11 protein-coding genes are annotated in these 14,299 nt (G+C 39.5%); 5 read left to right on the top strand and 6 right to left on the bottom strand.

What is annotated here, in order from left to right:
- The first annotated feature begins 68 nt into the window (after positions 1–68).
- The 4 genes from DK861_RS10650 (at position 69) to caiF (ending at position 5,743) form a co-directional block, all read left to right on the top strand.
- On the top strand, positions 69–2,870 hold the full coding sequence (locus DK861_RS10650) for an RHS repeat-associated core domain-containing protein (protein WP_109400062.1): 2,802 nt from the start codon (positions 69–71) through the stop codon (positions 2,868–2,870).
- 433 nt (positions 2,871–3,303) lie between these two features.
- Positions 3,304–3,915: a lytic polysaccharide monooxygenase gene (locus tag DK861_RS10645; protein WP_006536210.1), complete on the top strand. Its 612-nt coding sequence runs from the start codon at positions 3,304–3,306 to the stop codon at positions 3,913–3,915.
- 206 nt (positions 3,916–4,121) lie between these two features.
- On the top strand, positions 4,122–4,784 hold the full coding sequence (gene fsa, locus DK861_RS10640) for a fructose-6-phosphate aldolase (RefSeq protein WP_006536209.1): 663 nt from the start codon (positions 4,122–4,124) through the stop codon (positions 4,782–4,784).
- Positions 4,785–5,350: 566 nt separating this feature from the next.
- Positions 5,351–5,743: a carnitine metabolism transcriptional regulator CaiF gene (gene caiF / locus DK861_RS10635; RefSeq protein WP_072064411.1), complete on the top strand. Its 393-nt coding sequence runs from the start codon at positions 5,351–5,353 to the stop codon at positions 5,741–5,743.
- A 64-nt stretch (positions 5,744–5,807) separates the two neighbouring features.
- On the opposite strand, the gene caiE is transcribed toward caiF, so the two are convergent.
- From caiE to caiT, 6 genes are all read right to left on the bottom strand, one after another.
- Positions 5,808–6,401: a carnitine operon protein CaiE gene (gene caiE, locus DK861_RS10630; protein WP_109400061.1), complete on the bottom strand. Its 594-nt coding sequence runs from the start codon at positions 6,399–6,401 to the stop codon at positions 5,808–5,810.
- A 39-nt stretch (positions 6,402–6,440) separates the two neighbouring features.
- Positions 6,441–7,226, bottom strand: a complete 786-nt coding sequence (caiD, locus tag DK861_RS10625; protein ID WP_109400060.1) for a crotonobetainyl-CoA hydratase — start codon at positions 7,224–7,226, stop codon at positions 6,441–6,443.
- Between the two features lie 76 nt (positions 7,227–7,302).
- Positions 7,303–8,859 carry a crotonobetaine/carnitine-CoA ligase gene (gene caiC, locus DK861_RS10620; RefSeq protein WP_072064409.1) on the bottom strand — a complete coding sequence of 519 codons (1,557 nt, stop codon included), beginning with the start codon at positions 8,857–8,859 and terminating at the stop codon, positions 7,303–7,305.
- Between the two features lie 74 nt (positions 8,860–8,933).
- The gene (caiB, locus tag DK861_RS10615) at positions 8,934–10,154 is read right to left on the bottom strand and encodes an L-carnitine CoA-transferase (RefSeq protein ID WP_006536201.1); all 1,221 of its coding nucleotides are present in this window, start codon (positions 10,152–10,154) and stop codon (positions 8,934–8,936) included.
- A 67-nt stretch (positions 10,155–10,221) separates the two neighbouring features.
- Entirely contained in the window at positions 10,222–11,364 is a 1,143-nt protein-coding gene (gene caiA / locus DK861_RS10610) for a crotonobetainyl-CoA dehydrogenase (RefSeq protein WP_109400059.1), read from the bottom strand.
- A gap of 41 nt (positions 11,365–11,405) precedes the next feature.
- Complete coding sequence (caiT, locus tag DK861_RS10605; RefSeq protein WP_109400058.1) at positions 11,406–12,920, bottom strand: L-carnitine/gamma-butyrobetaine antiporter; 1,515 nt, start codon at positions 12,918–12,920, stop codon at positions 11,406–11,408.
- Positions 12,921–13,520: 600 nt separating this feature from the next.
- Between caiT and DK861_RS10600 the strand changes: the two genes are divergently transcribed.
- Positions 13,521–14,294, top strand: coding sequence for an electron transfer flavoprotein FixA (locus tag DK861_RS10600; protein ID WP_006536198.1), 774 nt, complete (start codon positions 13,521–13,523; stop codon positions 14,292–14,294).
- The last annotated feature ends 5 nt before the right edge of the window (positions 14,295–14,299 follow it).

Below are 14,299 nucleotides of genomic sequence, written 5' to 3'. Positions count from 1 at the left end.
TTATTCCCCGTTAATGACGAATAAAATAATTATTAACGATAAAGAGAAAACCACAAGGAATTAAAAAGATGTCAAATCAATTATTACACACCCGAACCCCCAGCGTGGTGGTTTATGATAATCGCGGATCATCCATTCGTGAGATTAGTTATTGTCGTCATCCTGATTCACTGGATAAAACCGATGAACGCATTACGCGCCATCAGTATCATGCGCGTGGTTATTTAGAACGCAGCATTGATGCAAGACTGTATGACGCACAACAGTCAGACACCTCTATTCAACCTAATATTCAACAAACCATAAGCTTAGGTGGCGCCATTACTTTATCTCAAGGGGTTGATAATGGTACAAGCTTTAGTCTTAATGATATTGAGGGTACCGTTTCACAACAGATTAATGCACAAGGCACAGTGACAACGTACGAATATTCCAAGCAAAGCATTGAACGATATTTAGAGCAAGTAAAAGAAGGAAAACTCGGTGAAAGCAGAACTGCCGTAGTACAAAAATTTAAATGGGGACAAGGAAACGCGAGTGAGTTAATCGATACCAACCAAGTGGGAAAATGTATTGAACATTTTGATACTGCGGGTAAAAAAACGTATCGCCGTTATTCGTTACACGGCGCAGTGATATCAGAAACACAACAGTTTGTGACAGATAATCATATTGATTGGGCTCCAAGTCGTGAAGCCAGTATTGAACACACCGAAAAATACACGACGGAATATCGTTATGATGCCACAGGTACGGTATTAACAGAAACCGACAGTACAGGCCATCAACGCCGTTTTGCTTATGACGTCGCCGGTTTTGTTAAACAATCTTGGCTAACCTTAAAAGGGCAAGCAGAACACGCTATTTTACGTTCACTCACCTATTCAGCCGCGGGGCAAAAACTGCGTGAAGAGCAGGGTAATGGTTTAGTCACCACCTATGAATATGAGCCTGAAACCCAACGTTTGTTGCAGGTTAAAACAGAGCGTCCTCAAGGTCATGCATTAGGTGCGAAGCTTATGCAAGATCTGCGTTATGAGTACGATCAGGTCGGCAATATTATCTGTCTGAAAAATGATGCTGAAGCAACGCGTTACTGGCGCAATCAGAAAGTGGTGCCTGAAAATCGCTATATTTATGATTCACTGTATCAATTGGTCAGTGCAACAGGGCGTGAATCCGCCAATCAACAAACGCCTGCTTCAATGCAATCTCAGCCTGTGACAACGTTAGTCAAAGATACGCAAAGCTATACCAATTACACCCGTTTCTATACCTATGATAGAGGCGGTAATTTAACGCAAATTCGCCACACTTCTTCGATTGCACAACAAAGCTTTACTCAAGATATTATCGTTTCAAATAAAACTAATCGGGCTTTATTAAAATCCCAATGTTCAGATCCAAAAAACGTGGATAGCTATTTTGATGAGAGTGGTAATTTAACCCAGCTTCTCAATGGTGATGCCATTATTTGGGATAGCCGTAATCATCTGAAAGCCACTAAAGAGATAATGGAAAGTGGGCATCTGTCTGAGGGCGAAACCTATCAATATAACAGTGTGAGCCAACGTGTGACGAAAATACGCGGGCGCAAAGTTGCTGACGGTGATTTAGAAAAAGTCACTACGCACTATTTACCGAATATTGAACAATGGGAAGTGAGCACAAGTTCTGTGACAGAGAAATATACCGTTGTACAAATTCAAGCAGGCACCAGTGCAAAAGTCAGGGCATTGTGTTGGGAGATTGGCTCACCGAAAGGGATTGAAAATAACTCACTGCGTTATAGCTATGATGATGGTATTGGTAACAGTGGATTAGAAACGGACGGTCAAGGGAAATTAGTCAGTTATGAGGAATATTACCCTTATGGGGGTACAGCCATTTGGTCCAGCGAAAATGCGGTAGAGGCGGATTACAAAACCATTCGTTATTCAGGGAAAGAAAAAGATTCTACAGGAATGTATTACTACGGTTACCGTTATTATCAGCCGTGGATTGGTCGTTGGCTAAGTGCTGATCCCGCCGGTACGATTGACGGGCTGAATTTATATCGAATGGTGCGCAATAACCCCGTAACACTTCATGATCCTGATGGGCGAGCACCAACTATTAGCTCCATACCAAATGATACACCTTTGACAGAAATATTTCAGTGGGGGGATATTCTTTATGGCTTAGATGAGCCTCTAGAGAGCTTTGTATCTGTGTTGAACTCTTCCGGCTTTAAAAGAAAAGAAGCAATTAAACCATCTACTAATAATATTTTTAAATTAATTAGACGATTTTTCCGGAAAGCGAAAGAGAAAACTAATATTTTCATTCAAAGTGATGTCACTAATGCTGTCTGGGATATTAACAAACCTACGGAGTATTCTGATGACAAAAGGACAAATAAACGGTTAAACGATCCTGAGCGAGCCATTCAATTCAAACAATTTATTTCTTCTCATGAGAGATACAACGTCATAGCTCAGGATGAAGCGACTGAACTTAAGTTAAAACCATGGAGAAAAAAGCAATTGAGTATTCCTTTATGGAACAAGACGAGTAAAGCCGGGCTGGAGTTTCAGTTGTTAGTCAGAAAAAAACCGCTTCATTTTATTGCCGATATTATTGGAGATGATATTGGTGTGGTTGTATCAAAAAAGGGGTACGGGACGAGTATAACATCCAGTGAGCTTCGTTGGTTATACCGACATAGAGATCTCCCCGAAGTTCGCTCCAACCTGACATTTTACCGTGATGGTAAAAAAATATCTCATGAGGAAATTTTTGGAAAAAGTGAGTGGTCGAATTACCATCCCAAAAATCAATATAATAGAATGGAGAACAAACTATCGTCACATTTAAACGAGAAAGCCTAGACGTCAAGTGGTTCAAGATAAACTGAAAGATAGGTTATATTGATTTTCAAATACAAATTGCTGATTTGAATCGTTCGGCAATATCTCAAGGAGATTTTCGTATTTTTTGGGTAAACCCAAAACAGGCAACCCAGTGAGACAGTTTTCTTGTCTCATTTGGGTTGTTTTTACTTCATACCGATAATTTGAATCTTTTTAATAAAAGATAAAATAAAGTATTAAAAATAAATTTATTTATTGTTTTTATTATTAATAGTCATTTAATAAATATTAAATGACTGTTTTAGTTCCATTTTAATATTAAATTAAATATCGATATCGCTCACAAATATAAATAAATGAATATTTAATTATCTTTTTTTGACTAGTATATATTGTGATTGATGCAATCATTATATTTAAAAAAACTTATTAATAATTATGAGGCTTTATTATGAAGAAAAATAAACTTATGGTATTTACTGCGACGTTATTATTATCATCAGCGGGTTTTATTTCAACAGCGTCAGCTGATGTAACGTTAAAACATGGCTATATTGATGTGCCACCTAGCAGAGCTTTTCTTTGCTCATCAAAAGGAAACAATTTAAATAAAAACTGTGGTTCAATACAGTATGAACCTCAATCAATTGAAGGGCCTAACAAATTTCCTCAAGAAGGGCCTGTTGATGGTAAAATTGCCAGTGGTGGAAATGCGGCATTTTCTGAGTTAAATGAACAAAGTGCTGATCGCTGGCATAAAGTAGCAATGAAAAGTGGAGAGAATACATTTAAATGGACATTAACTGCGAAGCACAGCACAAAATCATGGCGGTTTTTTATTACTAAACCAGGGTGGGATGTTAATAAACCGCTGACTCGTGATGATTTTGATTTAACACCATTCTGCCAACAAAATGATAATGGTGAAATACCAAAAGAAACCGTAGAGATAAATTGTAATATACCAGAGCGTTCAGGTTATCAGGTTATTTTAGGTGTCTGGGATATTGCCGATACAAAGAATGCATTTTATCAAGTTATTGATGCAGAATTTAAAAACTAATCTATTTAATTTAAAATCTAAGTTTAGATTAGTTTTTTATTTATTAAATAAAGATAACGGTTATTTATTGTTGATATTTAATCAATAGCGCCTTTTCATGGGCGCTATTTTCATTAAATTGACTAGAAATCGACCGCTTACAATGTTATTTTCTATGTTATACCTATAATTATTTAGCTTAAAACCAACATCATTGAGGTGCGATTATGGAAATCTATTTAGATACCGCGGATATCGAAGAAGTCAGAAAACTCTCTCAAGTTCTTCCTATTGCAGGTGTCACCACCAATCCTTCCATTATTGCTAAATCGGCACAAAATATCGAAACCCTATTACCTGAATTAAAAGCGGCAATGGGTGGTAAAGGGCGCGTATTTGCACAAGTGATTGCCAGTGATGTCGATACCATGATTGAAGAAGCGCTACGTATTGGCAATATTGCTGATAATACGGTGATTAAAATTCCAGTTACTGAAGCGGGTTTGGTCGCCATTAAACAATTAAAACAAAAAAATATGTTGGTATTAGGCACGGCAATTTACAGTGTCTCACAAGGTTTAATGGCAGCATTAGCAGGGGCAGATTATATTGCTCCTTATGTACATAGAATGGATAGGCAAGGCTCTGATGGGGTAAGAGTGGTTAAAGAGTTACAAACTTTGATCACCATGCATAATTTACCGACCAAAATCCTCGCCGCGAGTTTTAAAACGCCACGCCAAGTGGTCGATTGTTTATTAGCTGGCGCTTCTTCGGTGACATTACCGATTGAGCTTGCTTACTCCATTATTCGCTCACCGGTTGTCGATGATGCAGTAAATAGATTTTCGGATGATTGGCAAACAGCATTCGAACGTCGTTTTTTATAATTAAATTAATAATATGAGATTAAGTGCTATAGCGCTATATAGCACTTAATTTATCAAATTTGGTATATGGAGTTATTAATCTTCATTTTTACTAATGTATTAATAACTAGGTTAATATAGCTTAAAATAAACGAATATTGATTTACATCTAATAATAAGCCACCTTTCTGGCAATCTAAATTCAGATCTATTACTATAATGTTAGTCTATAAATGGATTATTAATATAATCTATGTTTTTTATTTTGTTATTATAAATAAGTTATATATCAATCCATTATATTTTGTTTGTTACGATTTTTTTATATTTTTTAAATTTAATTGTTTTTTTGTTTTTACTCAGTTTAATTGTTATTACTTTGGTTTTAATAACAAAATAATAAATTGTGACGGGCGTGTTAATTAAAGAGTTTGGTTGTTAAAAAACTAATATTATATTAATGGGGTAGTTAAATTACCTAATTAACAGGGAAAACCGATACTCCGCGGTGCAATGATAATTAACATATTCAGTTATTATCTTTATTTAGCGATAAATAAAACTTTATTTGTGATACTGGAGTAAATATGTGTGAAGAATACATGAATAAGCCACTCTATCTGTCTATTGCTGATTGGGTTCAAGAGCAAGAGCGTTGGGTAAGTGCAAAAGAGATCGCGAAAAAATTCGATATCCCTCAATGCAATGCGATTAATATCGTTTCTTACATTCTTTCTGATGTAAAAGAAATTGAGTGTGAAACAAAAAGTGTTCCTAATCAGCTTGAAGGCCGAGGTTGCCAATGCCAACGAATGATCAAAGTCAGTCATATCGATCCTCAGCTTTATTCACGCTTAAAAGGTCATGTACAAGGCAAAAGTAGTCAAAGCTCACCTGAAAAATTAGCCAGCATGATCCCTCATGGATTAAACCATGAGCAAAAATGGCAATGGATGTTGTCAAAATCACAACGACGCTAATAGATCATGTTTGATCTAACGATAAAGAGAGTACGACAGGCGCAATGGCGCCTGTCGCTACTTGTTACTGACCTTTCGGTTTAACGTCTGTTATCCCACGTAAACGCGGACGATTAGGCTCAGGAGTAGTTAATGGCGAGGTTTCAACTAAGCTTTGACGACAACGTACCGCTAAATTTTGGTATTCACGGGTGTTCATCCGTTTCCATTCCATATCTTGGTCGGTAATATCACGGAAATGTTTGGCTGGGCTGCCCATTAACATTTGGCGAGGTTGTCCTTGAAAACCGGCTTTTACAAAGCTCATTGCAGCGACAATACTTTCGTCACCAATCACTGCGCCATCCATAATGACGCTATTCATGCCGATTAAGCTATCACGCCCGATAATACAACTATGAAGAATGGCACCGTGCCCAATATGTCCATTTTCTCTAACAATGGTATCCATATCGGTATAACCGTGCATGATACAACCGTCTTGAAGGTTAGCGCCCGCTTCAACAATCAAGCGCCCATAATCCCCTCTGAGTGAAGCGAGCGGGCCGATATAAACACCTGCACCAATCATCACATCGCCAATTAATACGGCTGAAGGGTGAATATAGGCCGTTGGATGTACCACAGGAACAAGGCCTTCAAACGCGTAGATACTCATCCGTTTTCCTCTTTGTTGCATTATCGAAACACTAGATCATTACCGACCTTTCCATTCAGGTGCACGTTTCTCCGCAAAGGCAAGTGGCCCTTCTGTGGCATCTTCTGAATGGAGAACACTTGGATAATGTTTTAATACACCACTGCGCATTAATTTGTAGCCATCTTCAATAGAAAGTTCGCTGGTAGCGCGATAAATTTCTTTTAAAGCAGCCACAGCTAGTGGTGCGCTATTAGCGATTTGATCAGCCAGCTCGCGAGCGCTATCCATTAATTCAGCGCCACTGACAACACGATTTGCAATGCCCCAACGTAATGCTTCGTCCGCATTCATGCGACGGCCGGTCATTAGCATTTCATTGACGATAGCAGGGGGTAAACGTTTAGGTAAACGCAATACGCCACCACTGTCAGGCACAATGCCTAGTTGTGCTTCAGGTAACGCAAAAGAAGCATTGTCTGAGCAGACCATCATGTCGGCAGCGAGTGCTAATTCAAATCCACCACCAAAAGCATAGCCGTTAACTGCAGCAATAACAGGTTTATCTAGATTGAAAAGCTCGGTTAAACCCGCAAAACCACCCGCACCGAAATCAGCGTCAGGGGCTTCACCTTCAGCCGCCGCTTTTAAATCCCAGCCTGCGGAGAAAAAGCGTTCACCTGCACCTGTAATAATCGCGACACGTAAGTTCGGATCATCACGAAAACGCAGGAAAACTTCGCCCATTTCATGGCTGGTTTTCGCATCAATAGCATTGGCTTTGGGTCTATCTAATATAATTTCAAGTACAGAACCACGAGTTGTTAGGTGTAATGACTGGCTCATGTTGTATTCCTTTTCGTCATCAAAAATAAGCATTTATGATTGAGGTTATTAATTTGTGGTTAAACTTACCTATGCCTTATTTCAAATGCTTTTTAATCACTTTTCCTGAGCAATTACGAGGCAAGCCATCTCTAAATTCAACTTCAGAGGGGATTTTAAACTTCGCCATATTTTGCTCACAGAAATGGAAGAACTCTTCTTCACTCAAGGTCTCATTTTCAACCAGTACCACAAAAGCTTTAATCGCTTCATCACGAATATTGTCAGGTACACCAATTACAGCCACATCTTGAATTTTAGGATGCGAAGAAATGATGTTTTCAATCTCAACACAAGAGACATTCTCGCCACCGCGTTTGATCATATTGCAACTGCGATCAACGAAATAAAAAAAACCTTCATCGTCACGGTAACCATAATCACCAGTATGTAACCAACCTTCTGGCTCTAGTGCTTTTGCTGTAGCATCGGGTCGGTTGTAATACTCTTTGAATAAGGTTTTTCCAGGCTCGCCTTTTACACAAATTTCGCCTACAACCCCATCAGGGACTTCGTTGTTTTGTTTGTCTCTGATTTGGGCTTGATAGCAAAAACCGGGTCTACCAATGGAGGGCCAACGGCGTTTATCGCCAGGTCTATCACCGATTAAACCCACTATAGTTTCTGTCATGCCGTAAGAGGTGAGTAATCGCACGTTAAAGCGCTCAATGAAAGCGTCTTTTTCTTCGTCTGCGAGATTGAGATAGAACATCACTTCGCGTAATTTGTGTTGTTTTTCTTCTGATGAAACGGGTTGTGTCATTAAAGTTCTCATCATCATGGGGATGCATTCTGTTACGGTTGCTTGATACTTAAGGATCTGTTTCCAAAAGGCTCTAGCACTGTACTTTTCGAGTAAGACAAAAGTGGCACCCACAGAAAAGGCAGGCAGTGATGCCGTGCATTGGCAATCAATATGAAATGCAGGCATAACGGTAAGAAAAATATCGTCTTCTCGTAATGCGTTTTGCCATGATGAGTAATAACCCGCAAAGCGTAAATTATAGTGAGTGATAACGACGCCTTTGGGTTGAGAGGTCGTTCCTGAGGTAAAAAGAATTTCAGCAGTGTCATCCACACTTAATGGGGTGTGATGATTAAGCGTAACAGGGTGCTTGGCTTTCTCTTTTAGAAAATCAATAACCCCTTTCTCAGTAGGAAGTGTGTTTTCTGTTATTAAAAACAACTGAGTTAAAGGATTTTGTTCATCCTGCAACATAGGTTGATAAATAGGATAGAAATTATCGCGTGTTACCACGTAATGAGCTTGGCAATGATTGATTATCCATGCGCTCTCTTCATACATAAAGCGCGCATTAATGGGCACCATAACAGCGCCTATTTTTGCTAGCCCAAACCAGCAAAAGAAAAATTCAGGACAGTTATCAAGATGTAAGGCAACGTGATCGCCTTTTTTTATGCCACCAGCATGGAAAAGATTCGCGGTTCTATTTATCTCTTCATTTAATTCACTGTAGCTAAATTGTCTCACGTGTCCTTGTGCGGATTCAAAAATTAGCGCTGTTTTTGTGCCATAAACCTCTGCCAAATCATCCCACATTTGACGTAAGTTTTGTTTGCCAATCACATCCATTAAACTATTACCCTATTCTTTCGCTGCAAATTCAGACGTGTTTTATGTCTATACAACGTCTGAATTTTACAGTGTTACTTTACAATTTTAGCCAGTCCCTTATCGACCAGCCCCCTGATTTGTTCGTCGCTATAACCGATATTTTTCAAAATTGCGTCAGTGTCCATGCCGTGAGATGGCATTCCACGCCAGATTTTCCCTGGGTTATTTTTAAATTTCGGCATCACATTTGGCCCTTTGCAGGTTTCGCCATTCATGGTTTGCCATTCGGTGATCGATTCACGCGCGATATATTGCGGATTGTCTTCAAGCTCAGGAATAGTCAGTACTTTGGCACTGGCAATATTAAGCTCTGAAAGTCGTTTAAGAACCTCAGTGATCGGTTGTTTTGCTAACCATTCGTCTAACTTGTCTTCAAATAATTGACCATGAGGGCAATTAATACGGTGAATAAGTTGAGTACCTTCTGGCACTTCAGGTGTACCTAAAAGATAAGCAAGGCCGATATCTTTGAAAATTTCTTCAATTTGAGTGATACCGACAACTTCCATCACGATAAAACCATCTTGGCAACGGTAAAGCCCACAGCCTGCGTAGTACGGATCTTTCCCTTTGGTCATTCGAGGGCAGATTTCGCCACCATTGAAATAATCCATCATGAAGTATTGCCCCATACGCAACATCACTTCATACATAGCAATATCAATACTTTCGCCTTTGCCTGTTTGTTGGACTTTATACAGTGCAGCTAATGCGGATGTGGTTGCTGTCATCCCTGAGAAATAGTCGGCGGTATAAGGGAAGGCTGGCATCGGCTGATCTTTGTCACCGTTTTGGATCAGGTAACCACTAAAGGCCTGAGCGATGGTGTTATAAGCGGGTAGGTTGGTATATTGCGGATCGCCGTATTGACCAAAACCCGATAAATGTGCAATAACCAATTTAGGATTATGCTCCCACAATACTTCATCAGTAATGCCACGGCGTGCAAAGGCAGGGCCTTTACTGGCTTCGATAAAGATGTCGGTTGTTTCCATTAATTTTAAGAATGCATCACGACCTTCGTCTTTAAAGATATTTAACGATAGCGCATGAAGATTGCGTCGAGAAAGTTGAGGATAGTGAGGTTGAACGCGAATGGTGTCAGCCCATGCAACGTTTTCAATCCAAATCACTTCAGCACCCCATTCTGCAAACATTTGTCCTGCAAATGGCCCTGCAATTTCAATTCCTGAAAACACAACACGAACCCCTGAAAGTGGGCCGAATTGTGGCATTGGTAAATGTTCTGTCATAGCGTCACCTCGTAAGTGGTTTAGTGAATACTCTCTCACCTAATCATGAGAGAGTTTTCGTGATTAATTAGCGATACTGTTTAAGTACTGAACGTCCTAATGTCAGGATCTGCATTTCATCAGAACCACCAGATACACGGTCAACACGAAGGTCACGCCAGAAACGAGAAATACGGTGCTCGCCAGCAATACCGACACCACCAAGCACTTGCATTGCACTATCAACTACTTCAAACGCGGCATTTGCACAGAAGTATTTACACATAGCCGCATCACCAGAAGTGATTAAGTTGTTGTCACTCTTCCATGCAGTTTCATATAACATGTTGCGCATTGAATTGAGTTTGATCGCCATATGTGCGAATTTTTCTTGAATTAATTGGAAACGGCCGATAGTTTCGCCAAATTGCACACGCTGGTTGGCATAACGAGCGGCATCTTCGAATGCACACATTGCTGTACCGTAGTTAGTGAGAGCCACTAAGAAACGTTCGTGATCGAACTCTTCTTTCACACGATTAAAGCCGTTACCTTCACGGCCAAACATGTCTTTTTCTTCAAGTTCAACGTTATCGAAAGTAATTTCACAGCAGCTATCCATGCGTAAACCCAGTTTTTCTAACTTGTTGACTTTGATGCCCGGCTTACTCATATCCACAAACCATTCAGTAAAGATAGGTTTATCTGGAGATGCTGAGTCACGACTCATCACAACAATGTAAGGGGTATAGGCACTACTGGTGATAAAGCATTTGCTACCATTGAGATAAACTTTGCCATTTTTACGGGTATAAGTGGTTTGTAAGCTACCAACGTCGGAGCCTGCACCGGGTTCAGTGATAGCCGAGTTCCACATCTGTTTACCTGTACCACGAAATGCCATGATTTTATCAATTTGCTCTTGAGTCCCTTCACGCAAGACGGTGTTAAAGCCACCTGGTAATTGATAAAGCACGTAAGTTGGTGCACCTAAACGACCTAATTCCATCCAGATTGCAGCAACAGTAACAAAACCTGCATTTAAGCCGCCGTGCTCTTCAGGGATAAGCAGATTGTCGATTTCCATATCCGCTAAGGCTTTGACAAAACGTTCTGGGTATTTACTTTCGCGATCACACTCAGCGAAATAAGCTTCCCAGTTTTCACTGGCCATTAATTCGCGGACACCGTCAACAAACAGTTCCTGCTCATCATTCAATCTAAAATCCATGTTAATAACCTCTTAATATGTCATTCTTTGCGTATAGCGGATCAGTCTTTCCAATGTACTTTGGCATCTTTAATAAAGGACAAGGTGACCATGATATTGACGAAAAATAGTGGGCATCCTCCGGCGATAATGGCGGTTTGAATAGGTTTTAAACCCCCAAGTGCTAATAGGATGATGCCGATAATACCGACCAGCACAGACCAGCCGATACGCACTAATAAAGGTGGCTCAGAGCCTTCTTTCATAGAGCGACAAGTGGACATTGCTAGTGTGTAAGAGCAGGCGTTAATTAAGGTGACAGTGGCAATAAAGCAGAGAATAAAGAAGCCCCACATTGTCGCTGTACTCAGTGGTAATGCCGCCCATGTTTCGATAATGGCGCGTGGAACACCATATTGCTCAATCAGTTGTGGAATATTGAGAATGTTTTGGTCAATCAGTTGTAAGGTGTTACCACCAAGGATTGTCCAAATTAACCAAGTTCCTGCGGTTAAGCCTGAAACCATTCCTAAACACAGTTCACGAACAGTACGGCCTTTAGAGATACGTGCTAAGAAGATACTCATTTGGATGGCGTAAATAACCCACCATGCCCAATAGAAGACAGTCCAGCCTTGAGGGAATCCACCTTTACCAATAGGGTCTGTATAGAACAGCATACGAGGCATATACATCAACAATGTACCGACAGAATCGGTAAAATAATTGACGATAAAGCTCGCACCACCAACGATAAACACCCAACCCAACATTAAGAAACTCAGGTAAGTACGCACATCACTGGCGATCTTCACCCCTTTTTGCAGACCAAATGCCACGCAAATTGCGTTTAATAAGATCCAGCAAGAGATAATGATGGCATCTAATTGTAGGGTATGAGGAATACCAAATAAGTATTGAATACACTCAGTGACAAGCGGTGTGGCTAAACCCAGACTTGTCCCCATGGCTAAAATTAAGGCGACTAAGTAGAAATTATCAACAATAGTACCGAATAAGCCATTAACGTGTTTTTCACCTACCAATGGGGTTAAGGTACTACTTGGACGGATAACTTCCATTTTGCGAACAAAGAAGAAGTAAGCGAATGCAACAGAAAGAAAACTATACGTTGCCCAAGGTAGAGGACCCCAGTGGAACAAGCTGTAAGCAAGGCCAATTTCTTTAGCTTGAGTCGAATAACCTTCCATTCCAAAAGGTGGGCTTGAAATGTAGTAGTATATTTCAATCGAACCCCAGAAAAGGACGGCTGCAGAAGTACAAGACGCAAACATCATAAAGATCCAGCTTGCGGTACTAAATTCAGGTTTGTCTTCCCCTAGACGTTTATTGGCATAACGACCGAAGACTAACCAAAACCAACCTCCGAACATGATAACCATGTACCATTCAAAGGCCCAACCCCAGACATTGGTAACATAGCTGAATACGGCATTAATCACTTCATTTGAAGCATCGAGATCGCGAACCGTTAACCAACATAAAATACCAACAATGATTAATGGCGGAAAAAAAACCTTCGGTTCTATTCCTGCCTTTTTATTATCTTTGCTCATAGGTAAATTTTCCAAATATATTTAGCGCAGAAGTTTAAGTAGTGTTAATTCCTAATAACTAATAAAACAGTTAAGTTTATTTATGAATATTTTGTCTATTGGTGATTCATCATAATAGAAAAATAAAGTCATTGGCTAATTCACAAATTCATTAATGATGAAGAATAATGGATATTATAAGAAATCTATTCTGTTATTCACTTCACACTATTCTTTTTGTCGATTTTATGTTACGGTTTATAACGTTTTATTTTCATTATAACTTATTGATAATTATTGATATTGCATTATATGTAATCGGCTTGTTATATTCCGTCTTTCAATATTGTTGATCTGAGTGGCAATATTGAATGTTAAATACCGTTATATTTATTATGTTCAATATTGTTGATCGAAGTAGCAATATTGAAAGTTGAACACTTCAATTAAAACTAATTTCAATATTGGTGATGTATTTAGCAATATTGAACGCTATCTCTTCTTTATTTAATAATGTTCAATATTGGTGACCTAGGTTTAATTTTTTAATCACTTAATTATGTTAATTCTATATTACATTGCCAGAGTAAATGACATTATTTATTAATTTCAGGAGATGTAATGAATATTATTACATGTTACAAGAGTGTTCCCGATGAGCAGGATATTACGGTAAATAGCGCGGACAGTTCGCTAGATTTTTCTCGCGCTAATACCAAAATCAGCCAATATGATTTAAATGCGATTGAAGCCGCTAATCAGCTTAAGACGCAACTTGATGGTATTCAAATCACGGCAATGAGTGTGGGTGGTAAAGCTCTGACAAATGCGAAAGCACGTAAAGACGTTCTTTCTCGCGGCGCTGACGATTTAGTTGTTGTGGTTGATGAGCAATTTGAAGCCTCTCTGCCTTATCAAACGGCGGTTGCACTGGCTGCGGCGGCGACCAAAAAAGGTTATGACTTAATTCTTTGCGGTGACGGCTCTGCAGATCTCAGTTCACAACAAGTTAGCTTGCTGGTGGGTGAAATTTTAAATATCCCTGCAATCAATGGCATTAACAAAATTGTTTCTCTCTCTAATGACTCAATAACCGTTGAACGTGAATTAGAAAATGAAATTGAAACACTGACCATTCCATTACCTGCTGTTATCGCGGTGTCTACTGACATTAACACACCTCAAATTCCTTCGATGAAAGCCATTCTTGGCGCTGCCAAAAAACCTGTTCAGCAATGGAGTGTTGCCGATCTTGGTCTGGATGTGATTACTGCGCGTTCAGAGCAAAAAGTCGCAGCACCAAAACAGAAAGTGCGTCAACGCATCATTATTGAAGGTGATGGTGACGATCAGATTGCTGAGCTGGCAGAACATTTACGTAAAATTCTTAAGTAATAGGG

It is taken from the genome of Proteus sp. TJ1640, from assembly GCF_003144445.1.
Classification (GTDB): Bacteria; Pseudomonadota; Gammaproteobacteria; order Enterobacterales; family Enterobacteriaceae; genus Proteus; species Proteus penneri.
This window is presented reverse-complemented; position numbering and strand designations above follow the sequence as displayed.